The following is a 26981-nucleotide window of genomic DNA, read 5'->3' as shown; positions in this document are numbered from 1 at the left end:
ACCGTGAGTGCAGATGGGCTCGTGGTCGGAGGACAACTGGGACCGTATCATGGCCGACTACCAGTCGCGCCACGAACAGGCCATCGAGCAGCGCGACGAGGTGCTGTTCAAGGGACATGACCTGTTCAAGCTCCCCCAGCGCGAACTGCGCACGATACGTCCGCAGATGCAGTACATCTTCCAAGACCCGTACAGTGCGCTGAACCCGCAAATGACCATCGGGCGGTCCATCGGCGAGCCGTTGCTCGAACACCGGCTTGCCACGAAGGCGGACGTGAACGACAGGGTCGCGCAGATACTGGAGATCTGCGCAGGAGCGCGGGCGAGGGTGACGGCGTCGGCTCAGGTGCTCAGACCGGCGCGAGCCTGTACGAGCGCAGGCCGTATGCCAAGGCGATTGTTGACGGCACGGCGACGCGCTTCTGCGTCATCGCGTTCCACGGCGGGTACATGGCTGACGGACGTCAGCGCCGTTTTCGGGCGAGGAACCAGCCGAGCAGGGCGAGCGGCACCGCGCACAGGGTGACGATCCACGGAATCATCATGCTCATGTGCGGACTGGATGCGTCCAGCACGGCACCGGCGATGGTCGACCCGAACGAGGTGCCGACCGAGCCTGCGGTGGTCACCCACGACAGTCCTTCGGTGAGCGAGCGCGCGGGCACGATGTCCTTGACGATCAGGTTGCCGGTAGCGAACAGCGGGGAGACGCACAGGCCGGTCAGGATCTCCATGGCGCCGAGGATCAGGAAATTGCCCATCACCATGCGGAACACCACATAGCCGACGGTGAGCAGCGTCAGGAACATGACCATATGCCGCCAGTGCGAGCCTTTCATCTCCCGGGAACCGAAGATGACCGCCCCGATGCAGGAGCCGACCGCGAACATGGCGAGCTGCAGGCCGAGGAACCGCTCCGCGCCGGCGGCCTTCATCGTGGCCGTCATGGACACGTCGAATGCGGTGAAGCTCATGTTGAACACCACGAACACGACCAGCAGTGGCAGAATGCCCCGATACGTCAGTACATTGCGCGGCTTGGCGGAATAGGGCCGGTGCAGACGACGCAGCCGGAAACCGTTGTCTTCGGGGGAGGGCGTCGGTGCGGCATGGTCTCCGGCCGTCTGGAGTGCGGGAGCCGGCTGACCGGTGACGGCGTTCGACTGCGCGTCCGGTATTTCGGCGGCGACGACGTCAATCGGCTCCAACACGGGCGGGACGGTGTTCTTCAGCGAGAAGAACACCGCTCCCCCGATGCCGCAGGCCAGCGTGGGCACGAACAACTGCGACACCGGGTGCACCGAGGTGGCGAGGAACGCCGCCAGAATCGGGCCGAAGATGAATACGATCTCATCGATGGCCGCTTCCAGCGCGTACGCGGTGTTGAGCAGCGACTCGTGTTGCGAACCGCGCAGCGCATACGCCCAGCGGGTGCGCACGAGGGCGCCGAACGAGAACTGGGTCAGCCCCATGCATATGGCCAGCGCGAACAGCACCGGGATGGGCACTCGGGCGAGCGCCGCCAGTGCGAACGCAAGCATCGCCACTATCTGCACGCCAAGCGCCACCGGTCCGACGCGCCGCTGCCCGAACCGGTCGAACAGGCGCGCGTAGAACGGCGTGACCGCGGCGACGGCGAGGATGTACATGGCGCTCATCGACCCGGCGACCGTCCAGTTGTCGTACATGTGGTTGAGCGCGAGCACGATGCCCAGCGACATCATCGAGATCGGCAATCGGGCCACCGCTCCGGAGATGCAGAACGCCTTGGCGCCGGGAATGCGGAACAGTTGCGCGTACGGCGACTGCGATGCGGCGGATCGGCTCTGCTGTTGAGCCCCGCTCATCGAGTGTTCTCCGGGGTTCCGGCGTAGATGAAGATGTCGTCCATGTCTGTGCCATCCTCGGGATGGTCCGCCGCGTATCGGGCGGCGATGCAGTTCAGCCCCTTGTGGTCGTAGAAGCTCACGTCGCAACTGGAGTCGGTGTGCAGGTAGAACCGGGCGACCTGGCAATTCGCGAAATAGTCCATCGCCTGCCGCCAGAGCGAACCGCCGACGCCGTGTCCGCGAGCGCTTTTCGCGACGAGGAACAGCTCGATCTCGCCGCGCGCGACGTCGTTGATGTCGATTTCGCGTTCCATGCGCAGTTCCATCTCATGCCATTGCTCGGTCTCGGACAGGGTTTTCGCGCCGAGCGTCGACCGGTTCAGTTCGCCGTTGATCGCGGCGAGTTCCTGCTTGGCTTGCGGGAAGGCCAATGGCTCGCCGGCGACGCGCGACAGTGTGACGCCCATGAAGCGGCCGTCGAGTTCGGCGATGATGGCGCGGGTGGTCGGTTCGAGGTAGTGCAGCACGAAGTGCCGGGATATCTGCATGGACACCGGCGTGCCGGCGGCCGCGCTGCACTGACCCCATGTGCGGTCGAACTCCCGGACGATGTCGTCCAGATCATTCCAACGCATGGGCCGGTAGGTCACCGATTGCGATGGTTTCATCTCCTCGGCGGGCACTGTTGCCGTTGCCGGCGTAGATGCGATTGTGACGCCCGGCACCTCCTCCGGCGTGACGTCAGGCACGACGTCAGACATGACGCCACGCTGTGGGTCCGTCCCGATCGGCGTGCTCTCCGGGAGGGCGCTCTCGTCATCGGCGGATGGCGTGGCATTGGTGATGGTGGCATTCATGACGGTGTTGTCGTGCGCAACCATGGTTCTGCTCCTTTGTGGTTGTTGCGTCCGGCACGTGTGCCCGCCCACACGGTGCGCCAAGGGTCGCGGCATCCCTCCCGGCATGACGGCTGCGGCGCGTTCCATCCGCAGCGTGTGCCGCCCCCTTGGCGGTCACCTAGTCATTGTCGGATCCTTCGGGAATGCCGGAGCTCAACTCGGCTAGGATCTCTTGTTCGGTTTTCGCGCGGGCGTGCAGCTCGCGCGCGCCTTCATCAGGCTCACTCAGATAGTAGAGGGTGGCGTCGATTCTGTCCAGCGGCACGTGCTCGATGTACGACAGCAGCAGCCGATACCAGTCGAGCTGCACGAGCTTGTGTTCGATGTCCTGCGGCTTGCGTGGCTTGCGCCCGGTCTTCCAGTCGACGATGGTGTATTGCTTCGTCGGATCGTTCGCGTCCAGTCCGCCGTGGAACACCGCATCGAGTTTGCCGTTGACGATGACGTCACCGAGCTGGGGAATCGACACGACGATCTGGCGTTCCGCCCACGCCGGGCGACGCTCCGACCACGTCGATTCGGCGAGTCGACGCTGCCATACGGTGAGCTGTCGTTCCTTCGCCGTCAGTGTGTCGGATTTCATTTCCAGTTCGGACAGATCGTGCAGCAGGGATTCGCGGGTCACCGGCTCGCGGCAGGTGCCGGCCGTACCGGTTTCGATGCTGCTGGAATCGTATGCGCCGATGCCGTCTGCATCTATTGATTGGCCGTCGCCGTAGGCGTTGATGAATTGTTCCGCCCATGCGTGGAACAGGGTGCCCGCCTCAGCGGCGGGGGATGCGACGCGCGGGATAGGCCGGATCAGGCCACGCCAATAGCCGCGTTCCTCGCGCTGGGTCATATGCCCCGCTCTCGCCTGCAACGCGGTGACGTTCTGCCGTCCGTGCTCCAGCAGGTGCTCCGCCTGACGGCGGACATAGCGGTCGATCTCGCGCTCGCCTCGGCCGAAGGACCATGGCATCAGATCGGGGTCTTCAACGAGCATTCGGGCGCGTGCCAGCAGGGAGTCCGGATCGTCGGTCACAAGCCCGGAATCGCCGGACATCCCGCCGGTGAGTTTCGACAGGGTTTCCTCGGACAACTTGGCCGGCCATGTCGGGCCGCCGCCCTGTTCGCGTTCCTCCAATGGGGCGTTCCATGCCTCTTCGACGACATCCCGCTCATATTCGGTGGCGTGGTCGCCGACGAAGAACCCCTGCGGCCTGTCCACACCCAGCTGGTCCAGCGATGGGTGCGCAGACGCACCTGATGCCGCACCGGCCACCGCCAAGTCAGGGCTACTGTCGGCAATGGCATCCGCATTTTCGGAGTATCCCGCGCTCCCGCTCTTGCACGCGGATACCAGACCGCTCTCATGGCATAGCGAGTCCTGCATCTCCGTCCAGAATACCGACGGCTTCGAGGCGCTCGGTCTTTTGCCGGGACGGTTCAGGTACTGGCTCGGGTCTCGATCCAGAATCGAATACTGGCTGTAGGTGAGCAGCGCGTCTTTCTTGGCCCGTGTCAGCGCCACATATGCGAGTCGCCGTTCGTCAGCCAGCAGACGTCGGCCATATTCCTCTTCCTGGGTGAGATACCAGCTGGACGGGTCGGCGACATCCATATCGTCTCCGATGTCCTTGCTGCGCAGGTCTCCGTAGAACTCGTCGTCGATGACTTCGACATCGTCCAGGGCACGCAGCGTTTCGACCGGGGCGTCATCTGGATTCGCGTCGTGCGGGAAACGTGGCAGGATACCGGCGTCGACGCGCACGGGCGCAGGTACCGCGGCCGGGTCGTCCGCCCATGAACGAACCGTCGCCTTGTATTCCGGGGGAGTCCACGATTCGCCGGCACCGCCGCCGGGATGCTCCGCGTCCAGCTCGACATGCAAACCGCCCTGATTGCTGGGGAACACTCCTGATTGCATGGACACCACGGCGACGGCGTCCCATTCCAATCCCTTGGCCTGATGGATGGTCATCAGCACCACGTCCGCAGGAGTGTCGGGCACCGCCGCGGTATCCTCCTCTATCTGGCCAAGCGAGTCAACCCATGACATGAATCCACGCAAAGTCGGATTCACGCCTTCGACGATTTCCTGCGTATAGGTGTCGACCAGTGCGGCGACCGACTGCAGAGGCGAACGCGCCTGCGTGGGGTTCACCGGCTGGGAGGGGTTTTTGACCGCCTGGGCGACGATTGTGTCGATGTCGAGGCTCAAGGCCCGCACCGCGGCGTCAATCACTTCCTTCAGCGGGTGATTAGTCACGGCATGCACGCGCTGCAGTACTTCGCCCGCCTGTATGATACGGTGTGATGTCGTCTCGTCGAATCCGCCGCGACGCGACAGCAGCGACGGCAGGTCATCCCGCATCATCATGTCGATGAGGAACACTGCATGCGGCACTCGATCCCGGTATTGCTTAACGATGGCCTTCACCTGCGGGTCGGCGAACGTCGCGATGTCGGAGCCGCCATCCGCTTCCGAAACGAGACCGGAATCAATGGACGTGGAGACTGTTGCCTCATCATGACCATCATCGGCACGAGCGCCATCGGAACCTGAACCTATGATGCCGGATTCGACCAGTGCACGGTAGCGGCATTGGCTGTCGAGATCTTCGGCCATGCCGGCGAGGCGGGTGAGCGATTCGGATCCCAAACCGAATCGCGGCGTAGCCAGCAGCCTCATCAACGACGCTGAATCGGTGTGGTCGGCGGCCGCATGCAGCAATGCGATCAGATCCTGGACCTCCGGCCTCTCCAGCAGCGCGGAGTAGCCGACGACCAACGTCGTCAGGCCCGCCCGTTCGAGTTCTTGGGCGAATTGCGCCATGTGCGTCTTGCTTCGGAACAGCACCGCCACATGCGGGGTATCGGAGGCGGCCGTGGCGGCGGCGTCCTTCCGGTACCGTGCGATGGCCTGTTTGGCGAAGCGTGCCACGGCATCGGCTTCCTGGCCGAAGGTGGCAAATCCCAGCACGCCGATCGTACCTTCCGCGGCGTTGTCCATCGCGGACAGGTTCGCGACGTCCACTTCGCGCATCAGGGAGCTGCCGGCCCGCCGTGGCGGTATGCGCAGCGGCTCGGTGAGGTTGTTGGCGGCTCTGAGCACGACGCAGGTGTTGCGTCGCGTGACGCTGAGCGGGTATGGTTTCGCGTCGGCGGGCATGCCGAAGTCCTTTTGGAACATGCGGAACGCTCCGGGACTGGCACCACGCCACGCATAGATCGACTGGAACGGGTCTCCCACCGCGTTCACCGCGGATCGCGACAGCCCGACGCCATCCTTGGACCACCCTCCGGCGCTGCGCGCCGCCTCCCGCCAGCGGGAGGAAGACCTATCAGCATCGGCATCAGACTGGGGGTGGAACAGGGTGGCGAGGAGCATCGCCTGCGTGGTGGAGGTGTCCTGGTATTCGTCAAGCAGCACGTGCGTGTAACGGCGACGGTACCGCTCCCCGATGGAGGGGAATCGCGCGACGAGCTGGTAGGCGGCAATGGTGAAATCGCTGAATTCCGCCATGTTCTGAACCCGCTTTTCCCGCTCGTATTCCTCGACGAGCGTCAGCAGCGTCTCCCGACGCCGGGTCACGTCGCGCAGCTGTGCACACTTGTACACGCATATGTCACGAAGTTGCGCCCGGTATTCCTCCTGTTTGGCCGCGAAGGTCTCCTCCGTGTCCTTCTTGTTTTTTGTCGGAACCTTGGCCTTCGGCGCTTCGTCAGGAACCGGCGTATCGCCAATGGCGATATCGAGTTGCGCGAGGAATGCCTGGTCCCAAGCCCGCACACGGCCGATGGCCTCGTCCATCGTTGTTGTGCTGCCACCGATCATGGCGTTGCCTATGGCATGCGACAACCCCAGTACCCCATTCACCACGGTCTTGAACGCCCCGAGATCCTGCTCGAAGAGGATGTCCATGTGACGGCCGACCACGGTGGTCGCCAGCTGTATGGCACCGGCCTGGCTGAGCGGCTGCGTGTTCTGGTCGAAGCCGACAAGCAGGCCGTATTGCCGCACGATGGTCTGGAAGAACGCATCGTACGTCGACACCTCCGGCTTGAGGAACGCCCGGTTCGCAAAGCGCTCGTCTCCCCCGTCCGCCAGCACGGCGGCGGACACGCGCGACAGCAGTTCCGACGCGGCCTTGCGCGTGAATGTGAGGCCGAGGATGCGCTCGGCCGGCACGCCCTGTGCGATGAGGTTGATGATGCGGCGGGTCATCGTATAGGTCTTGCCGCTGCCCGCTCCGGCCACGACGAGCACGTCATCGCCGGTGGGCGCGTTGACGACTTTTGCCTGCTCGGGGCTGTCGGTAAATCGTGGTGCGTTCATGACTGCCTCGTTTCGAAGACGGTGTTGATTTCGCCGGCGCATGCCGGGCATGCCGCTTTCATGCGGCAATACTGGAGATGATCCGGTTTCGGCCTTGCCTGTATATGGGTCGACCGACTCGCCGCGGCGGCGTAGAACACTCTCGCGATCATGGAGAGCGACCATACGGCCTGCGTGCCGCGCATGCCGAGGAACTGTCGCCATGCCGCTGCGCTTACACCGGTCGGAGGCTCTTCAATCAAATCGGGAGCATCCGAAAGCTTATCGAGGGTCTTGTAGCGGTTCCGCGGCATGAACGATGACGTGTTCAGACTGCCATCGGCGAACAGCGCCGGCTGGTACATTCCCTCCTGCGCGTTGCTGGTTCCGGACGTCGCTGGTGCATCCTTCTGTGCGACATGGAACAGACCACTTTGCGCGATGTCCGGCATGACTTGCAGCGCTTCGGCTCCGCGCGGCCCGTTTTCCGGGAATGCGAGTCCCAGTTGGTAGCAGACCAGCTGAAGATCGTTGAATATGGCCTTGGTCGAAGGCACCTTCCCGGTCTTGTAGTCGATCAGGCGAACGTGACGCTTCCCGTCGGGCATGATTCTGGTCTCCATACGGTCGATGCGCCCGGACAGACGCACGGTCAGCCGGTCGTTCATGGCTTCGGGCCACCCGCCAACCAGCGATCCCATGATGGCGGCGAGTTCATCGCGGCCGATCGGGTCGACGCCGTCCATCGCGTTATAGGCGGCAAGAATGTCGTCCAAGCCGAATACCGCAATGAACGAACGCTCGCATTGTGCGCTTTCCAATGTACCGATCTGGAAGTTCTTGACGTTGTTTACCGGGTATTCGTCGGTGTTGGACATGACGAAGTAGCTGGCGATGTGGCCCAGTACGTCATGCGCGGTATTGTCCTTGCGCGTCGCGTTGTATTGATCGGCCGGGTTGGTGTTGGCCGTCGGATCGTCGCGCAGCTCCTCATAGATGGCGATCATACGGTCCCGTACCGTGCTGACGCGTTCCGGAATCGGCAGGTCATCGCGCCAGTCCGCCGCGTCCAGGCCCTCGTTGCTGGCGGTTTCGGCGACGGCGTGGATCAGCGAGCCGAACGAGGTCGCCACACTGCCGGCGCGCGGACCAGTGAACCGGTTTTCCATCATCCAACAGACGGGACATCCCCAGATGCTGTCCACGGCGGATGGCGACAATGTTGCGATCCGCGGCACCGATGATTGGCCGGTTCCCTCCGCGGCCTTGTCCGGTTCCGGAGCCGCCGCCCGCGATCCCACCGTGCGGGAGCCGGAAGACGCATCCTCGACCTCGTCGAGGAACGGCCAACGCGTGATGTCAGCGGCTTCGACGCCATTGCTTGCCAGCAGTCGCAGCGCATCCACGGCATCTTGAGATTCCTTGGAACCTCGTGGGTGTACGGCGAGCGCCACGCGGGCGGCGGCGACCAGGCCGCGAGGATCGGCGTCCAGACCTTGGAGCCGTCCGGCTTCACCGACCTGGGTATATTCCCGTCCTTCGGCCGACGCATGCCGTTCGCGGTTGAATCGTTCCGGCATGTATCCGTACAGGAAGTCAGACGGGGTCAGATCGTCGTTGTACACCGCACTTGCCGTGACCTGCTCCGATGCGCGGGTCAGCGCGACCAGCAGGCTTTTCTGCTCCGCATACAGCACGGATTCCAGTTTGTTGTCGCCATGCTCTCCGGAATCATCGGACAGCCCTCCATACAGCATGACATCAGCCAGATCCTCACCACCGAACATCGTGTTTCGGGCTGCCAGGTTCGGCCATATGCCTTGCTGGATGGCCGGAATCCACACCAACGGCCAGTGTCTCCCCGAGGAGCCCGCCGGCGTGGTCAGCGTCACGGCCTCGTCGATGGGGGCCACTTTGGCCAGGGAATCCGCTTCGATGCGCATCGCCCTCACCTGCGCGAAGAATTCGGGCAGATCCCGGCTTGCGGCCGAGCCGGATGCATAGTCGAACAGCCGCATGGCCGTATCCAGACGGTCGTTGGCGGCACGTCCGGCATCCGTGTTGTTCAGGGCCTCGCGCTGCCAACGGGAGGCGACGTCGCACGCGTTCCAAGCCACGGACAACGCATACTGTGGTTCCTTCGCCGGCAGTTGTCTCAGGCCTTGGGCCACCGTCCCCACCAGATTCCACAGGTGGGCAAACACGCGGGAATGCGGGTCTCCCCGCCCGCACACCTCCTGAACGGCGGCGAGCACGTCATCGGCGGTTATACCGGACGCGCCCTTCGTGCCCGCCCCGACAGCGGAACCGGCATCGTCGACAACGTCACCTGTACCGCCTAGACCGGCGACACCGCCATGCATCGCATGCGCGTCATCCGCGAATTCCAGCAACAGGTACATGGCATCGACGCCGAACTGGAGTTCGTCGCCTTGCGGTGCTTTGACATCGATGATCGTGTCGTCGGTGATGGTCTTCCGATCGCGCCCGGAGACGGCCCATTCGCGCCATTGCTCCCATCCGTGCATGAGCCTGCCCAAGGCATGCATTCGAGCGGTGTCACCAGCAATTCCAGCGTCCCCGGTCTTCCCCGCATCGTCGGCGGCACCGCCAGGCACATCGTCGGACGCATCCCCCTTGCATATGTCCTCGCACGTGACGATCTTGCCGAGTGATGCCAACGCGTTCATGGCGGCGTCCACCGGCTCCAGCCTGGCCGGGTATCCCTCATGATCCCGTCCGCCGCCGACGCTGACCAGCGGGCATCCCATCACCGTGGCAACCCGAGAGCGCACATACAGTGCGGTCTGCTGCAGATTCATGCCCAGCGCGGGCACCGTCTGGTTCCTGAGCATCGCCAATTCGAGCAGCGCGAACAATCCCTGCACGAACGGCTCGTCCTTCAACGGTCGTGTGACCGATGAATACCGTACAGGCACGCCGTCATGACGCAGCCGTTCGCCGATCGTGCGCACGGTGGCGTTGTCGTGCGCGATGACAGCCATGTCGTTCCAGTTGCGTCCTTCAAGGATGTGGGCTTGCTTGATGCGCCATACGACGTCTTCCGTCTCTTCGTCGGCCGAGCGGTACAGCGCGGTTTTCAGACTGCCATCGCCCGGCAGCGGATCGGCCTGGGGCAATGCGACAATCGGCAGGCTCGCCGGCAGCTGCGGCAATTTGCCCGGCCTCTGCGGCAGAGGAACCGTCTCGTCCTGCGTGGATCGGATGGACAGGGAGATACGGGATGCGACCAGATCGCGATACGTATAACCGTCGACGTGGTCCACCGCACGCTCCTCAACTCGGCCATTTCCGGCACCGCCAGCCGGCAGACGAACCATGCCGGCGCCAAGCTGACGACGAATCTGGTCGAACAGGTATTCCGGATATGACCCGCGGAAGGTCTGCACGGCCTCGTCCGGATTGCCGACCAGCAGCAGCCGCGTCCCCGCACCGCGCAGCGCCTTCAGGAACGTGAACCCGGCGAAGGTGAGGTCCTGACAGTCGTCGACGACCAGCAGACGCGGCAGATCGTCATCGCCGACCATCCCGACCGCCTTGGCCCCCTCGACCAGCAGACGCGACGAGTCCAACCGATACTCGCCCGGGTACATACGACTCACCGCGGTCTCGTATTCGCGGCGCAACGCGAACGCGAGACGCCACTGCACATGCAAACGCTCGACGCGCGGCGACCAATGCCTCAACGCCGACAGGGCCGTTCCTTCACGATCCTCGGAGACGCCCAGCTCATCCATGCGGGCCAACATGTCGCGCAGCTGCATGACGAAGGCGGCATTGACGCCTACGCCGGAATCCGCATCACCACCCTCGCCGTCGTTCCCGGCCACGGCATCGGCCAGCACGCCGTCCCAATCATCCCTGGCGAAGTATTCGCGCAGCAACGAGCACGTGCCGCATGGATCCCCCGCCCGCACATGAGCCACATGGACGGAGCACACCGAACGCAGCAGCGCATCCTGCTCGGCGCCGTTCAGCAACCTCGGCAGCGGCTCGCCCGACCTCGAACGCATGACGGTGATCAGCCGGAACGCGATGGCCGACAGCGTCGTGACCGGTCGCGCCTGGGAGGTCGCCCCCAGCTCGCGAATCACCTGATCGCCTATCACATCGGCGATCTGACGCCCGGATACCGTCATCATCGCTCCGGATTCGCCGAACCGTCGCAGCCCGGCCATCAAGGCATCACGGGCCAGCGTGCTCTTGCCCACGCAAGGAGCACCAACCACCAGCAGCGCCTTGCCGGATTCCCCCTCAAGCAGTGCTTCAACCGCCTTCATGGCACCTCCATTCCCGTCGCCGGCCCCGTCGTCCGTCAGACAGTTCCTCCATCATATGCCAACAATCGAAAACCGAACCATATGTTCCGTTTTTATATCAGTTTTATTCTGGACTAACTGCGTCATCGCACGGCAGCTCCTGCCTGCGGCGAGCACTCCTCAGCGCTCCCCATCAAGGGTTGTGCGTGGGAACACCTCGGAATAGAGTAAGAAGAAGAGATGTCGTAAGGGGGATAGCCAAATGCCGGCACAGCCAACACCGCCGCGGATATCCGGCTATGATTTCATCCAGCCACTCGGCACCGGCGCCACAGCCAGCGTATACCGGTACCATCAGCGCGTCCCCAGCCGCGACGTCGCCATCAAGGTCAGCAGCGCCACCCTCGACCCCCGCGCAGCCGCCCGATTCCGCAATGAGGCGAACTACATGGCGGAGCTTTCCGCGCACCCCTACATCCTTTCCATCCACGACGCCGGCGTGACCAGCACCGGACTTGGCTACATCGTGCTGGAATACGCGCCCGGCGGCTCCTATAAGGAGCTGATCCGCAAGCGACCACTCACCGCCGACCAGATGCTCGACCTGGGCATCAAACTTTGCAGCGCCCTGTTCACCGCGCACTGCAAAGGCATCCTGCACCGCGACATCAAGCCCGCGAACATTCTCATCACCCCGCAGGGACTGCCGGTGCTCGCCGATTTCGGCATCTCCACGAACGTGTATCAGGCGGGAACCCAGACCGGTTTCTCCGTGCCATGGGCCGCGCCGGAAGTGCTGACCGGACGCAGCGGCGGCACCGAAGCCGCCGACATCTACTCCTTGGCGGCGACCCTGTACGCCACACTGACCGGCCGTTCGCCGTATGAGCACGGTTATCAGGCGCATACGCAGCAGGAACTCGCGCAGGTCATCGTCAGTCGCCGCCTGCCGCCAATCGGCCGCCCTGATGTGCCCGCGGACGTCGAACGTGTACTCGCCAAGGGGCTCGACAAGAACCCGGACAACCGTTACGGCACGGCGCTGGAATTCGCCCGCGCGATGCAGCAGGTGCAACAGGCCTACTACGGCCATGCCACGCCCGTCACCGTGGAAGGCGTCCCCGAATATCCCAGCAGCATGACCGGCAAGCGCCGCGTCGCGCCCGGCCCCGCGAACGTGACGCGAATGGACGCTCCCACCGGTGCGTGGAAGAAGCCGCTGGCCATCACGGCCGTGGTCGTGGCTGCGCTGACGGCGGTCGTCCTGACGTTCGTCTTCGTCGTAATGCCGCACATGGATGACACCGCGACGCGCAACCGCACATCGGTCTCCACGCCGGGCGCCACCGGCGACTCCAACGGAACGGACGGCAATCCCGACGACATCACGGGAGCCGAAGTGGTGCCGACGCCCGAAAACCTGAACGGAACCTACGACGGCACCACCGTCACGTTCACCTGGACGAACCCGCAGCCCAAGGACGGCGACATGTACGCATGGTCGCCGGTACAGGGCAATTCTGCCACTTCCGGACCCAGTACCAGCACCAACATCGTGGCCGACCGCAAAGTCGAGCTGCATGACGTGACCGACAAACAGACCTGCATCGAAGTGAAGATCGTGCGCAGTGACAAGCAGATGTCCCAGAATCCGGCCATCGCATGCGCGGTGAGGCAATAGGAACGCACTATATGAAGGACTGCACCATGCGGCACGGCATTGCACGAGAAGCGAGCGAACGAGAGAGAAGAGGATGCCATGAGCAAGCAGCCTAACCAGCGCCAACGCGAGCGGGCGTTCCGCTCCTCCATGCGCCGCCTGGTCTCGCCTGACGCGCACCGTTGGGCGATGCCCGTCATCGCGCTCGTCATGCTGATCGGCATCATCGCCGGCGCCATCTGGGTGAGCTCCATCACCCGCCAACACGTGCATCTCGACGATGGCACCGTTTGGGTCACCTCGCTCAAGAACCGCAAGGCGGCCCGCTTCAACGTCAAGCTCAAGGAACCGGATTCGGCGGTGGCCTCGTCTGCAGCCCGTTTCGACATCGTCCAGCACGACAGCGACACGGTGCTCACCGAAGGCGCGAAGGCCACCGGCATCTCCTCCGCCACGCTGGGTACCACCGGCAGGACGGAGACCAAGGGAGACACGACCGCGGTGACCGGCGGCGGCACCATCGCCTTCCTGAACACGAAAAACGGCAACGTGTGGGTCGGCCGCAGCTCCGACCTCAACTCCGTCAACCCCGCCACCAGCGACCCGTCCATGCGGCTGGGCACCGGAGGCAAGATCGCGGTCACCCATGACGGCACCGTGTACGGATACCGGCCCTCCGACGGTACCGTGCTCACGATGCAGGATCCGACAGGCAAGGCCGTGCAGGGTAGCTCCCTCACCGAAGGGAAGACCGTATCCGCCGACGATTTCACCGTGGTGGACGGCACCGCGGTCGTCACATCCGAGGGCAGACTGTACTGGCACAAGGGCAGCGCCGACACCGGCGCCAACAGCCCGTTGACGCTGCAATACCCCGACACGGACGGCCGTCAGGAGTCCTGGGTCGCGGCCGCCGGCAAGAACGGCCTGTACCTGGTCGAACTGGGCAAGGGAGAGAAGAAAGTCAACACGCTCACCTCCGGCGGTGCCGGAGACGCAGCCAAACCGGTCTCCACCGACGGCTGCGTGTCGGCCGCGTGGGCGCAAAGCGCGAACAATTACGTGCGTGTATGCTCGCCGAACGTCAGCAACCCGGAATTTGGCTCGCTGCAATCGGTCAGCGCCACGTCGGATTTGGTGTTCCGCACCAACCACCGCCTGACCGTACTCAACGACGTGGTCGACGGCAACGTGTGGAACCCTTCGGACTCCACCAAGGTCATCAAGATACAGTGGAACACCATCCAGACCGAGCAGACCGCCCAGCAGAAGCAGAACGACCAGTCCGCCAACAACCAGCGCAACTTCAACAAGACCTGTTCCGCGCAATCCGGGCAGATCAAGGCGCAGGACGACGAGATCGGCGCCCGCGCGGGCGGACAACAGATCCTCGACGTGCTGCGCAACGACGAGCAGACAGACTGCTCCGTGCTGCAGATCACCAAAGTCGGGGCCCCGGCGGGCGGCGATATGACCGTATCGCCGGTGTACGACGGCCGGTACCTGCAGCTGGACGCCTCGGCGGCCTCGGCCGGCACGGTGACGTTCACCTATGACATCAGCGACGGGCGCGGCCAGACCTCGACGGCCAAGGTGACGGTCACGCTGACCGGCTCGTCCGCCAATCACGCTCCCAAGCAGGCCGACACGCCGCCCGAATACGACGTGGAGCAGGGTGCCACGTACACGACGAACGCACTCGGCAGTTTCCAGGATCCCGACGGCGATCCGATGACATTGGTGTCGGCGGTCCCGCAGAACAGCGACCAGGTCGTCGTCTCCACCCGCGCAGACGGGCAGCTCGTGTTCAACACCGGTTCCGCCACCTCGGGGCGAGTGGGCGTGCAGGTCACCGTCTCCGACGGGCAGAACACCGGCACCGGACTCGTGTACTTCTCCATCCGCCCGGCAAACACGCTGCCGGCGACCATCGACGCCGTGGTCAAGCAGACCACACCGAACACCGAGACCACGGTCAACCTCAAGCCGTACGTGCATGGCACATCGGCGCAGCCCGCGCAGCTGTCCACCGTGGAACCGCCCGCGAAAACCAGCGCGACCATGAACGCGGCGGACCTGTCCTTCACATTCAAGGCCACCGCCACGGGCACGTATTACGTGCCTTACACCGTCACCCAAGGCTCCATCCCGTCCACCGGCCTCGCACGTCTTGAGGTGCAGCCGGCCGCGGGCAAATCCGCCAAGCCAGTCGCGGCCAACGATGTGGCGCTGCTCGGTTCGAACAACACCGCCATCGTCGAACCGCTCGCCAACGACGTGGATCCGATGGGCGGCGTGCTGTCGGTCACGTCGGTCGACGCCGACCCGTCGCTGGGCATCAAGACCGGCCTGGTGAGCCACAAGCGCGTGTATCTGACCGCACGGCAGGTGCCGACCAAGCCCGTGGAGATCACGTACACCGTCGCCAACGCGGCCGGCTCATCCACCGGCACGATAGTGCTGCAGCCGCCGGCACTGACCGCCGGCAACTCCGCGCCCAAGGCGTCGAACGTCAACACGCAGGTGCGCACCGACGGCATCGTGTCGGTGAACGTGCTCGACCATGTCTCGCATTCCGACGGCACCACGGTGACGCTGCAGCAGAAGCTGCAGTACGACAAGGACACGTTCAAGGGACTGGTGTTCGTTTCCGGCGACACCGTGCGTTATCAGGCTTCCAAACAGACGGGCGTGTTCCCGGTGACCTACACCGTCAAGGACAATCTCGGCAACTCGGCCTCCGGCACAATCACCATCACCGTGCATCAGAAGGACGCCAAGAACAAGGCCGCCCCCACTCCGCAGGACGTCGAGGCGCAGGTGGCCTCGGGTCAGAAAGTGCGCATACCGATCACACTGACCGGCATCGACGTGGACGGCGACGACGACCAGCTGCTCGGCCTGGGCAACAAGGCCCCGCAACTGGGACGCATCACCGAAGTCGGCGCGAACTACATGATCTACGAGGCGTACGAGGACTCATCGGGCACCGACACGTTCTCCTACGCGGTGGAGGATTGGACCGGCCAGCGCGCACAGGCACAGGTCAGGGTGGGCGTGTTCCAGGGCGCGTCCGACTCCGGCGTGTACGCGCGGGACGACGAGATCACGCTGCGCCCGCACACGGCGGCCACGGTGCCGGTGACGCTCAACGACATTTCCGGGGACAACACCGATCTGACCGTTTCGAAGAAACTGGAGTCACAGGGTATCTCCGGGGCGAGCGTGAAGGACAACATGATCTCGTTCACCACGCCCGACCAGGCGGGAACGTTCTACATCATGCACACGGTCGCCGATAAGGCCGGCCTGAGCGACACCGCGACGTTGACGGTCAACGTCGACCCGAATGCGACCATCGAGCCGCCCACCGCCTATGACTACCGCGTACCATCCGCCGCGACCATCGACAAGCGGACCGTCGAGGTCGATGTCTCGCAGTGGATCGCCAACCCGTCCGGCACCGCGAACGAACTGAAGGTCGGCGTCGACCCGTCCGCCACCGACCACGCGAAGGTCAAGGGCGACGAGAAGTCGACCGTCATCTCCGTGGATCTGACCGACGAGGCCCGTTCGGTGCCGTACACGGTAACGAACACGACGTACGGCATCACCTCCACCGCGTTCATCCAAGTGCCCGCATACGGCGTGTTCCCGCCGACGCTGCGTCCGAAGGCGCCGCCGCTGAAGGTGAACTCGCGCGAGACCATCACCATCAACATCGCCGACTATGTGCGTGTGGGCGCCGGCAAGACCGCTTACGTGCAGTCCCCCGAATCGGTCAGCGCCACCAAATCGGATGGCGGCGACCTCTACGCGAACGACACGACGCTGAAATTCACCGCGCCGAAGGATTACAGCGGTCCCGCCTCGATCACGTTCACCGCGGCGGACGGCAAGGGCAACGACAAGACGCAGATCATCAACTCCGCAGTGCTGACCCTGCCGATCACGGTCATCGGCCGCGAAGTGCCACCGCCGACCTTCTCGTCGTCCACGATCGACGTGGTGGCAGGTGAGGATGCGAAGATCATCGACCTGACCGCGCTGACCCACTCCCCCGCCGGCACATACGACGATGAGAAGCAGTACACATATTCCGGCGGCAGCGAATCGGGCGGCATCACCGCGCGCGTCAGCGCCTCCGGCCAGTTGACCGTCAGCGCCCCCAAGGACGCTACCGTGGGATCGCTGGCCAGCATCCCCGTGACCATCATCTATTCGGGCGGCACGGTCAAGGCCGGCATGACCGCCCGCGTGGTGCAGTCGAACCGCCCGCTTGCCCGTATCGGCGCGAAGACGGTGAAGCTCAAGGCCGGTTCGACCGAACGGGTGGACCTGTTCTCCGACGCCTACAATCCGTTCCCGGATTCGTCGCTGACCGCCGTCAGCTGCAAGTCCGACGATTCGGCGAAGCTGACCGTGAACTGCTCTTCGAACGGCAACATCAGCATCACCGCCGGAACCGATATCGGCGCATCCTCGAACACCGTGCTCGTCACCGTGCAGGACGGCACCCGTTCGCGCGACCGACAGGTGACCGTCACCATCACCGTCTCCGTGGTGGACAAGCCCGGCGCGCCGCTGCTCTCCCCCGTCTCCGGGCAGCCGGCTGACGGTTCGGTGAACCTCTCGTGGACCGCAGGCGCGGCCAACGGCAGCCCGATCACCGACTACGAGGTCGATTGGGACGGCGGCAGCAAGTCGTGCGGCGCGGTCACCACCTGCCAGATCACCGGGCTGACCAACGGCAAGGAATACTCGTTCACCGTCAAGGCGAAGAACGAGGTCGGCTGGTCGAAGCCGTCTACCTCGGTCAAAGCCATGCCCGACAAGGTGCCCGATCCACCGAAGAAGGTCACCACCGAGGCCGGCTACCAGCGTGTGACGGTCAAGTGGGATGTTCCGGATTATGTCGGTACGAAGCCGGACAGCTACACGGTGACGCTGACCGGTTCGGGCGGCGGTTCCGTCACCAAGGAGACCTCCGGCAATTCCCTAGTGTTCCCAATCGACAACAGCGCCACCGGCGATGGCACCTCATACACCGCCACCGTCAAAGGAAAGAACCGTGCCGGCGAAGGCCAGCCCAGTGCCGCCAGCAACGCGGCGACGCCCTGGGGCGACCCGGACGCGCCGACGGTCAGCCTATCGGTAATAAAGGGCAATACATTGAAGGCCACGCTGACGCTCGGCAACATGCACAACGCGGGATGTTCCAGCGTGGAACTGAGCGGCGCAATCTCCGTGTCGGCCCCCTGCGGCACCCACACCTTCACCGATACGATCAGCCGCGATCAGTGGTATGAGGAGCTCAGTGTCAAGGCGACCGTGAACCCGCAGCAAAGCGGCGCCAAACCAGCTTCGGCTGACTCGAACAAGGTGACGCCGCAGTACAAGATACAGCCTCCGAAAAACCTGCAGGTGACGCTCAAAGGTAACGAGTGCTCCGTGTCAGTTGGCGGTAATGGCGAGCATGACGGACTCTCCATTTTCGCCAACGGTCAGGAGTACAGAGGCAACGGCGATTCAGCCGCCGCAACTTACCGCATCAACCCGTGGGAAACCTGCGGCACTGTATCAGCTACGCAGTCGTTCAAGGGGCACTCCAGCGAAGCCATCATATTTGACGGTAAGGGCCTTGTATACAAGACCCCAGCGAAGATCGAACCGCCTACGCTGGCGTGGAGCACGACAGACCGTAACCGCATCACGGTGTCCGGCGGCAGTGTGAACCTCTACGGTCAGCCGGCAACGGTCCTTGTCGCGTTCTCCACTACCAGCGGCAAGCCGACCGGTGAAAGTGATTGGAACGTCACATGGAGCACAGCTTCGAAGCAAGGGTACATCGATATCTCATCGTTCAGGATCGACACGGAAAAGCTGTATTGGTACATCAGCGTGACCGGTGCCGACTCCGCGCTGAACACCGCCGACGACATCAGGGAAGTCCAAGGAATGCGCAAACCGGCCGAGGGATCCGGAACGGTCACGGAAGGCGTAGACCCGAGCCGCATCCGACGCCGGTCGTTCGGTTCCATGCCATCCATCAGCACACTGGCCTCAAACCGACCATGATTTATCAACCATCCATCAACCGATACGACAACACCGTCCACCACACACATCAAGGAGTATCACGATGAGCGAGAGCAACGAACTCGACGACGCCACGCAACTGTCCGACAGGACGGTGTTGTCGGACAAGACCGTCCTGTCGTCCGGCAACACGGCTCAGTCCGCCGAGGCTACGACGAATGCAGCCGCACCGAGCACAGTGAAAAACAGTGTCGGGGAAAACGCAGCCGAGAAAAACGACACCGCGGAAGGCAACGCGGAAAAGAGCACAGTAGCGCAGTCCGTCTCATCAGCGAGCGGCGATGGGACTGAGGCCTCCGATGAAACGGTGTTGTCCGACGGCACCGTGATTTCCGAGACACCGCATGCCAAGGGCGGTGCCGCGGTTGGTGAGGCCGACAAGTCGAAGGGGGCACCGACCGTGGCCATTCCTACGTTGCCGAAGCGCCGCGGAGGTGCTGCTGCCGGCAAGGCAATCCGAGGCAAAAAGTCGGCACAAGCCAAGCCGTCACAAGCCAAGAGTGTACAGAACAAGTCGGCGCAGTCCCCGGTGCAGAACAAGACGAACGGCGAGGCCGTCTCGCCCGTCAGTGACACCGGCGACAACACCACGAACAACGGCCCGACCAAGACCGGCGTCGATCTCGATGCGACGCAGCTGAGCTCCATACAGCACCCGACCACCGCACCCGCGGCCAAGATTCCGAACGTCGCCTTTCCCAAAGCCAGAACCGCGAATACTCCCGTGGCGGCAGCCGCGCGCCCAGTGACCGCGAACCCGGCCGTCGCGAACACCAACCCGCAGACCCCGGCCAGCGCCGACGACATCGCCTACTTCAAGCAGGCGTTCGACGCGCTGCTCGCGAACGTCTCCACCGTCGTGGTCGGCAAGGCACATCCGATCCGTCTATGCCTGACCGCCCTGCTCGTCGGTGGCCATGTCCTGCTCGAAGACAACCCAGGCACCGGCAAGACTCAGCTGGCACGAGGCATCGCGAGCTCGATCAGCGCGTCGTTCAAGCGCATCCAGTTCACGCCCGACCTGCTGCCGTCCGACGTGGTCGGCATCACCTTCTACGACCAGAAGCACGGCGAGTTCGAGTTCCGCGAGGGCCCGGTGTTCGCGTCCATCGTGCTCGCCGACGAGATCAACCGAGCCTCGCCGAAGACCCAGTCCGCACTGCTGGAGGTCATGGAGGAACAGAAGGTCACCGTGGACGGCGTCACGCACGACGTGCCGCAGCCGTTCATCGTGATCGCCACGCAGAACCCGATCGAACAGCTCGGCACATACAAGCTGCCCGAAGCCCAGATGGACCGTTTCCTCATCAAGACGTCGGTCGGGTACCCCGGCCATCAGGTAAGCGTCGATCTCCTGCGGCAGGTCAACATCCGCGACCGCGCGCAGACCGTCTCCCCCGTGCTCGCCGGCGATGACATCCTCGCGCTGCGCGGCATCGGAGAGCGCATCCACATCGACGACAACATCCTCGAATACATCGTGCGCATCGTCGAGGCGACCCGTCATGACGAGAACATCGCCATCGGCTCGTCCATGCGAGGCGCGTTGGCGCTGACCCGCTGCGCGCGCATCTGGGCGGCCTCCGACGGGCGCGGATACGTGGTGCCGGACGATGTCAAGGATCTGGCGGTCGCCGTGCTGTCGCACCGCATCAAGCTCACCGCCGAAGCCACCTTCGCCGGTCTGACGACGGACGAGACCATCAGCCGGATGCTGGAGACCGTGCCGGTACCGTCGCTCGGCGCGTGAAAGGCGTTCCATGCGCAGGCACAACGACAGTTCATCATCCGAAGCAAGGCCGCAGAAGCCGCAGAAGCCGCGGAAACCGCGCAAGCCGAAACCACGGAACGAGCGAGGCCAACAGGCATCGGGCAAGTCGGCGCGTCACAGGCGACGGCTTAGCTCGGCACGCCTGTGGCGCCGCTGCAAGCGCGCGGTCAGGCGATTCTTCACCTCGTTCATATCCCCACTGGGCTGGACCGTGGTCGTCATCGGCATCGTATGCGCGGCCGGATTCCCGTTGGTTCGCTGGCATGAGCTGCTCGCCATCGCCGCGGTGGCGCTGATGATGATCCTCTGCGCCATCGTGCTCTCGCTTGGCAATACCGGGTTCAAGGCGTCCATCGCCGTGTCGCGCCGCCGCGTCACCGTCGGCGACGACGTCCATGTGACCGTGGACATCGACAATCCCGGGCGCACCCCCACCACGACCGCACGCGGCGACCTGCCGTTGGGCGAGGCTCACGAGCGGTTCGGCATCCCCATGCTGGCGCCGGGCCAGTCCAAGCAGACCGATATCGAGTTCACCACCGTCTCCCGCGCCGTCTTGACCGTCGGACCGTTGAACATCCGCAAGGGAGACCCGTTCGGGCTGGTGCGCCACGAGAAGGCGCTGGCCGAACGCATCACCGTCTATATCCATCCGAACATCGTGCGGCTCAACACGCTCAACGCCGGCGTCGCACGGGATCTGGAAGGCCAGCCCAGCGGTCAGATCGTCGACGACGACCTCGACTTCTACGGGCTGCGCGAATACGAGCCGGGCGACGACGTGCGCAACGTGCACTGGCTCAGCTCGGCGAAGACCGGCACGCTGATGATCCGCCAGTACGAGGCGACGCGGCGGACCGACACGAGTATGACGCTCGACGTGACCCCGCAGGATTACGTCAGTCAAGAGGAGTTCGAGATGGCCGTGAGCGTGCACGCCTCGCTGGGCGTGCAGTGCCTCAAACAGGACCGTCCGCTGCAGACGCATGCCGGCAGCGCGCATGACACGCCGAAATTCCCGATGGGGTTCCTGGACGATTGCAGCGCCATCACCCCGCGGACCGACGACAACCCGAATCTGGTGGAGAGCACGCTGCGACACTCGCCCGACAGCTCGTTCTACTTCTTCACCGTCGGCTCGCTCAAGCAGCTCGACCATATCAAGCGCATGGTGCTCGCGCTGCCGAAATCCGCCACGTGCCTCGTGCTGCAGACCTCGCCGGGCGACGTGCGCGCAATCAAGCATTTCACGGACTTCACGCTGGCCACCGTCGGCTCGCTTGACGACCTGCCGCTCATCATGGAGGTGCTCGCATGAACGATGTGATCGACAGCTCACTCGGCTCGGACTCCGCCACGTCGGCCGTGGACGCCCTGCCCGGCCAGGTCGGGCAGACCAGGCGTCCGTTCTCCGGTCTCGGCTCGACCGTGACCGGCACGGGCACCACCACCGGCTCATGGGCGGAATCCACCCATTCAGTGATCTGGCTGACACGCGGCGGCAACCGTCTGCCGCTCGCCCGCGTCGGACGCCGCTCCTGGGGCACGAACCTCATCAGCGTGGCCGTCATCGCGCTGACGTCGCTGATTGCCGCATCCAATCTTCTCGACGTGTACGGATCAGCCGCCATGTGGGCCGTCGCCGCTGTACCGGCCACCCTGCTCGGCGCCCTCATCGCCTATGCAGGGACCGCACCCGCGCTGCGCCTGTGGTGGCAGATCGTGTTCCTGATCGTTGCGCAGGGCGTCATCGGCCCGGTCATCGCGCTGAACGACACCGCCATCAGCCATGTGATTCCCTCTGTGGAAACGCTGTCACAGGGGTTCGTCAGCACCTTCGGCGCGTTCAAATACCTTATCGCCGTACCGCCGCCGACCGGTTCCGGCGATGGCAGCCTGATGGCGGCATGGACGATATGCCTATGGCTGTCATTCCTCGCCGGCGTGTTCGCCATCGGCGACAAACGGCAGCTCAGCGTGCTGAGCCTGCTGCCGATCGCCATCGAACTGGTGGTCTGCGCCCTGTTGGGCACGCAGACCGGTTTCCAGCCCATAGCCTCCGGCGTTCTCATCGGCCTCATCATGATCGTCTGGCTGTCGTGGCGATGGCAACTTCTGGAACTGGGACGCTGGATCAGCGCCACGATCATCCTGTTGCTGGCGGCCGGCCTGGGCGTGGGCGCATGCATGGGCATCGGGCAGTCACGTCTGATCCTGCGCGACTACTACGATCCGCCGCTCAGCCCGTACGATTACGCAAGCCCGCTCAGCGGCCTGCGCTCCTACGTCAAGGACCACAAGGATGACACGCTGCTCACGGTCACGAATCTGCCCGAGGGCACGCCGGTCAGGCTCGCGGTGATGGACCAGTTCGACGGCAACGTGTGGAACCTGTCCGACTCCACCGAAGCCTCGGACTCATCCGACTACCGACGCGTCGGCACCCGCATCCCCAATACGGTAGACGGCAAGAAGTTCACCGCCACGTTCACCATCGACAAGGGTCTGAGCGACAAATGGCTGCCGCTGGCAGGAGCGGCGAGCAGCGTCGACGTCACGTCAGCGGGAAAGACCGGAGGCGCCAACGGAAACGGCGGCGGCGAATCCCGATCCTCCGCCGACCACACGCTCTTCTACTACAACGAGAGCACGCAGTCGGCCATCATCCCGGCCGGGCTGTCCACCGGCATGACCTATACGGAAAGCGGCATCATCGCCCCCACACCCACCGACAAGGAGATCGCCAAGGCCAACGCGGCGGTCACCAACCAGCCGGGCACCAAGGACGTGCCTGACTCGGTGGGCAAGTTCGCCTCGTCGGTGGCGGGCGGCGAGGACACGGCCGGCGCGCAGGCGCAGGCGCTGGTCGCGCAGCTCAAGGATTCTGGTTGGTTCTCGCACGGCCTGACCGGCGACTATCCGTCGCTGCCCGGACATGGCAGCTATCGCATCAACGCGCTGCTCGCTGGATCCGCGATGGTCGGCGACAGCGAGCAGTATGCCTCCGCCATGGCGCTGATGGCCCGCGAACTCGGCCTGCCATCCCGCGTGGTCATGGGCTTCCTGCCCAAGAACGACGACGGCGACATCAGCAACGACCGCACCGAAACGGTCAACGGCACCTCGACCGTCAAATTCACCGGCAACGACATCGAAGCATGGGTGGAGATCAATCTCGAAGGCTACGGCTGGGTCGCGTTCTATCCGACGCCTAAAGAGACGAAGATACCCGACGACAACCAGAACCTCACCCCACCCAACCCGCAGACGCTGGTCCGACAGCCTCCCGTGCCGCTCACCGACCCGCTGCGCGACGAGGAGCAGGCACACGGCAAATCGGCGCTGGCCGGCGAGGATGCCACCGATGAGCCGGCGGCATCCATCTGGAGCACCATCGGACGCATCGCGGCGAAAGTCGCCATCTACGGCAGCCCGGTATGGATACCGCTGCTGATCTGTCTGCTGATCCTCGCACTCAAGACCGTCGCCCTGGCCCGCCTGCGCCGGCACGGCGACGCGCGGCAGCGCATCACCTCCGGTTGGCAGGCCGTGCACGCGCTCGCCGGGCAGAGCGGCATACCCGTCACCGGCACGCGCCGCGACCAGGCGCAGGCCATCGCACGGCAGCTCAACATCGACGGTGCCCCACTGATTGCGCTGGGACGACAAGCCGATTACGCGGCGTTCTCCGGCCAGCCGGTCACGCCCGAACAGGCAGGCGCCTACTGGCGTTCCGTACTGACGACCCGCAAGCTCATGCTCGCCTCGCAGTCCTTCATGCGCAGGCTGCGAACCCGCCTGTCATTGCGCGGAGTTTTCCATAACGTTCGTATACTGTCAAGTATTCGTACATGGCGGCACGGAGACAAGAGGAAGCCAGACGGGCGGCAACCCGCCAAACAGCGGCCCGTCAAGCGGAAATCCTCCACGCAACAGCCCGCTGGCCAGAAGCCCGCCACGCAACAACCATCCGCACAGCAACCCTCCTCACAGAAAGGCCGACAGTCATGAACGACATGCAAATTCACGTGGCAGCGGACAGCAACATCGGCCTGAGGCGACGCGCCAATCAGGATTCGTTCATCATCGACGACGGCGTGTTCCTCGTCTGTGACGGCATGGGCGGCGGCGTCGGCGGGCAACGGGCCAGCAGCGCCGCGGTGGATCGTTTCGAGACACTGGCGTCACGTTTCAGCCGGAGCCGCACGACCATCGGGCGTACGATCGACCTCGCCCAAGCCGACGTGCTCGCCATCGGCCAGGAGCTCGGTGGCGTGTCCGGCACCACGGTGACCGGACTGATCGCGCCAGGGCGAATCGAACGGGACGCGCCCGGCGATGTGGCGCTCGACATCAACCCCGACATGGACTGGTACGTCATCAATATCGGCGACTCGCGCACATATCATATGGATGCCGACAGCGACGGCCAGTGGGACGCCTCCACGCTGTGTCGCATCACGCGCGACCACTCCCGCCGTCAGGAGGCCATCGACTCCGGTGAGATGCTGCCGGAAGATGCCGTCATCATCCCGCGCAACATCATCACCCAGTGCATCGGCGACCCGGACGGCATCAACCCGGACTTCTTCGCGGTCCGACCGACCGGCAGGTTCATCATCTGCTCGGACGGCCTGCACGGCGAAGTCGATGACGCCGCCATCGCCGCCACTGCTGCGGCATGCGCGGACCCGCAGACCGCCGTCGACGAACTGATCCGCATCGCTCTGGAAGCGGGCGGTACGGATAATGTCACCGTAATTGTTCTGGACATAACGGGCGAGTATGCTGGGCAGAAGGTGTGGCATGCCAGTAGGCTCGCGCAGCAGGAGGATCTCGAAACGGTCAGTGACGAGACGCTTGACACCATACGCATCCAGAAACCGGCCAACCAAATCTGAACATCAAGGAAAGAGGTCACGATGGTTGATTATGACAAGGCCGTCGCAACAGTGCAGGATCCCAATGCCGATCCGGTCTTGCTGGCGAAAATCGCCTATGAAAACCCGGAATTCGGCGCCAATGTGGCAGTGAACCCGCGCTGCTATCCGGGATTGAAGCGTTGGCTGGCAACGTTCGGCGATGAGCGCGCGCGGCAGACGCTTGCGCAGATGGGCGTCACCGCCGAGGACGGCCCCGTGGCCGACGCGCAGCCGGCGCAGGATGTCGCCACCGACTCCGCCGCTACTTCCGCCGCTGCAGACCAGTATTCCGCAGATTCGTACAGCGCGGACCAATATTCCGCAGATTCGTATGCGGCATCGGCCGCGCAGCAGCAGCCGGCACAGGACCAGTACGCTGCGGCGCAGTACGCGGCGCAGCAGGAGCCCCAAGCCACCAATCCATACGGGTACACGGCTCAGATGGCGCTGGAGACCACAGATCAGGAGCTCATCGCCAAGATCGCGCAGTACGCGCCGGAATTGCGCCCCTGCATCGCGCGCAACCCCAGCACCTACCCGGCACTGGTCGACTGGCTCGCCCAGCTGAACGACCCCGCGGTCAACGCCGCCCTCGCCACACGTCAGTGAAAGGAGCCGCTGACATGGCAACGATTCCCTATCCCCCGGCACCCGAGCTGGGCTGGTACGCAGACGATCCGGTAGACAAGCCTGCCGCAGTCTCTTCCGCAGCGACGGAACCATCCCCCGTCTCATCCTCCACCGCCAGCCATGCGGCCAAGGGCTCGTCCGACGGCGATATCGAGGACTGGGACAGCACGGTGCTGTCGTCGTCCTTCACCGCCAAGGCGCCGCGGAAGATATACATCCTGCACAACGACGCCACCGGCCAGACCATCGTCATCGACAAGAGCACGCTGCTCGGACGCAAGCCGTCCATGGACGTGCCCGAAGGCGCCAAGGCCGAGAAGGTCGAGGATCCGACGCGTACCACATCGCGCAATCATGCCGCGATCAGCATCGATCAGAACGGCACGCTGTGGATCGAGGACTACGGTTCCCTCAACGGCACCTACATCATCCGCGACGGGCAGGAAGCGCAGGTGCTCAAGGGCAAGCCGCGCGAACTCGACGCCCCCGCCACGCTGCGTATCGGAGACCAGTTCTTCCAACTCACCGAGCGCCAGTAGCGGCATTGCACTATCCATCATGTGAAATACCATCCGGCGAGAGTCCCATCCA

The 26981-nt window shown here is 64.2% G+C and carries 13 protein-coding genes; 9 read left to right on the top strand and 4 right to left on the bottom strand.

The features are described 5' to 3' along the window. The first annotated feature begins 13 nt into the window (after positions 1–13). Positions 14–526, top strand: a complete 513-nt coding sequence (locus MMB49_RS02355) for a hypothetical protein (RefSeq protein ID WP_003820067.1) — start codon at positions 14–16, stop codon at positions 524–526. Here MMB49_RS02355 and MMB49_RS02350 read toward each other — a convergent pair. From MMB49_RS02350 to MMB49_RS02335, 4 genes are all read right to left on the bottom strand, one after another. Continuing rightward, positions 465–1847 (bottom strand): MFS transporter, encoded by a 1383-nt coding sequence (locus tag MMB49_RS02350; RefSeq protein ID WP_047271620.1) that lies wholly within the window; start codon positions 1845–1847, stop codon positions 465–467. The genes MMB49_RS02355 and MMB49_RS02350 overlap by 62 nt on opposite strands. Further along, the gene (locus tag MMB49_RS02345) at positions 1844–2710 is read right to left on the bottom strand and encodes a GNAT family N-acetyltransferase (protein ID WP_047271617.1); all 867 of its coding nucleotides are present in this window, start codon (positions 2708–2710) and stop codon (positions 1844–1846) included. The genes MMB49_RS02350 and MMB49_RS02345 overlap by 4 nt, the downstream gene beginning before the upstream one ends. Positions 2711–2846: 136 nt before the next feature. After that, positions 2847–7049, bottom strand: a complete 4203-nt coding sequence (locus MMB49_RS02340) for an ATP-dependent DNA helicase (protein WP_047271616.1) — start codon at positions 7047–7049, stop codon at positions 2847–2849. After that, on the bottom strand, positions 7046–11329 hold the full coding sequence (locus MMB49_RS02335) for a PD-(D/E)XK nuclease family protein (RefSeq protein WP_047271614.1): 4284 nt from the start codon (positions 11327–11329) through the stop codon (positions 7046–7048). The genes MMB49_RS02340 and MMB49_RS02335 overlap by 4 nt, the downstream gene beginning before the upstream one ends. A gap of 241 nt (positions 11330–11570) precedes the next feature. Between MMB49_RS02335 and MMB49_RS02330 the strand changes: the two genes are divergently transcribed. From MMB49_RS02330 to MMB49_RS02295, 8 genes are all read left to right on the top strand, one after another. Beyond that, on the top strand, positions 11571–12989 hold the full coding sequence (locus tag MMB49_RS02330; RefSeq protein WP_047271613.1) for a serine/threonine-protein kinase: 1419 nt from the start codon (positions 11571–11573) through the stop codon (positions 12987–12989). A 78-nt stretch (positions 12990–13067) separates the two neighbouring features. After that, positions 13068–19046: an Ig-like domain-containing protein gene (locus MMB49_RS02325; protein ID WP_047271611.1), complete on the top strand. Its 5979-nt coding sequence runs from the start codon at positions 13068–13070 to the stop codon at positions 19044–19046. Positions 19047–19110: 64 nt separating this feature from the next. Continuing rightward, the gene (locus MMB49_RS02320; RefSeq protein ID WP_047271609.1) at positions 19111–20817 is read left to right on the top strand and encodes an AAA family ATPase; all 1707 of its coding nucleotides are present in this window, start codon (positions 19111–19113) and stop codon (positions 20815–20817) included. 10 nt (positions 20818–20827) lie between these two features. Then, positions 20828–22156, top strand: a complete 1329-nt coding sequence (locus MMB49_RS02315) for a DUF58 domain-containing protein (RefSeq protein ID WP_047271607.1) — start codon at positions 20828–20830, stop codon at positions 22154–22156. Continuing rightward, the gene (locus tag MMB49_RS02310) at positions 22153–24849 is read left to right on the top strand and encodes a DUF3488 and transglutaminase-like domain-containing protein (RefSeq protein WP_047271605.1); all 2697 of its coding nucleotides are present in this window, start codon (positions 22153–22155) and stop codon (positions 24847–24849) included. The genes MMB49_RS02315 and MMB49_RS02310 overlap by 4 nt, the downstream gene beginning before the upstream one ends. After that, positions 24846–25739, top strand: coding sequence for a PP2C family protein-serine/threonine phosphatase (locus MMB49_RS02305; protein ID WP_047271603.1), 894 nt, complete (start codon positions 24846–24848; stop codon positions 25737–25739). The genes MMB49_RS02310 and MMB49_RS02305 overlap by 4 nt, the downstream gene beginning before the upstream one ends. 21 nt (positions 25740–25760) lie before the next feature. Next, on the top strand, positions 25761–26369 hold the full coding sequence (locus tag MMB49_RS02300; protein WP_047271600.1) for a hypothetical protein: 609 nt from the start codon (positions 25761–25763) through the stop codon (positions 26367–26369). Positions 26370–26383: 14 nt separating this feature from the next. Beyond that, the gene (locus MMB49_RS02295) at positions 26384–26929 is read left to right on the top strand and encodes an FHA domain-containing protein (protein ID WP_047271597.1); all 546 of its coding nucleotides are present in this window, start codon (positions 26384–26386) and stop codon (positions 26927–26929) included. Positions 26930–26981: the final 52 nt, after the last annotated feature.

It is taken from the genome of Bifidobacterium sp. SKU (assembly GCF_026016405.1).
In the GTDB taxonomy this organism is placed as follows: Bacteria; Actinomycetota; Actinomycetes; order Actinomycetales; family Bifidobacteriaceae; genus Bifidobacterium; species Bifidobacterium bifidum.
Note: the sequence above shows the minus strand (reverse complement) of the source record. Positions and strands in the feature narration are given on the sequence as shown.

Excerpts from the sequence above, each read along its gene's own strand:
- MMB49_RS02310 (WP_047271605.1), top strand. The coding sequence starts at position 22,153 with ATGAACGATGTGATCGACAGCTCACTCGGCTCGGACTCCGCCACGTCG.
- MMB49_RS02335 (WP_047271614.1), bottom strand. The coding sequence starts at position 11,329 with ATGAAGGCGGTTGAAGCACTGCTTGAGGGGGAATCCGGCAAGGCGCTG.
- MMB49_RS02315 (WP_047271607.1), top strand. The coding sequence starts at position 20,828 with ATGCGCAGGCACAACGACAGTTCATCATCCGAAGCAAGGCCGCAGAAG.
- MMB49_RS02330 (WP_047271613.1), top strand. The coding sequence starts at position 11,571 with ATGCCGGCACAGCCAACACCGCCGCGGATATCCGGCTATGATTTCATC.
- MMB49_RS02350 (WP_047271620.1), bottom strand. The coding sequence starts at position 1,847 with ATGAGCGGGGCTCAACAGCAGAGCCGATCCGCCGCATCGCAGTCGCCG.
- MMB49_RS02325 (WP_047271611.1), top strand. The coding sequence starts at position 13,068 with ATGAGCAAGCAGCCTAACCAGCGCCAACGCGAGCGGGCGTTCCGCTCC.
- MMB49_RS02300 (WP_047271600.1), top strand. The coding sequence starts at position 25,761 with ATGGTTGATTATGACAAGGCCGTCGCAACAGTGCAGGATCCCAATGCC.
- MMB49_RS02305 (WP_047271603.1), top strand. The coding sequence starts at position 24,846 with ATGAACGACATGCAAATTCACGTGGCAGCGGACAGCAACATCGGCCTG.
- MMB49_RS02345 (WP_047271617.1), bottom strand. The coding sequence starts at position 2,710 with ATGGTTGCGCACGACAACACCGTCATGAATGCCACCATCACCAATGCC.
- MMB49_RS02355 (WP_003820067.1), top strand. The coding sequence starts at position 14 with ATGGGCTCGTGGTCGGAGGACAACTGGGACCGTATCATGGCCGACTAC.
- MMB49_RS02295 (WP_047271597.1), top strand. The coding sequence starts at position 26,384 with ATGGCAACGATTCCCTATCCCCCGGCACCCGAGCTGGGCTGGTACGCA.
- MMB49_RS02320 (WP_047271609.1), top strand. The coding sequence starts at position 19,111 with ATGAGCGAGAGCAACGAACTCGACGACGCCACGCAACTGTCCGACAGG.
- MMB49_RS02340 (WP_047271616.1), bottom strand. The coding sequence starts at position 7,049 with ATGAACGCACCACGATTTACCGACAGCCCCGAGCAGGCAAAAGTCGTC.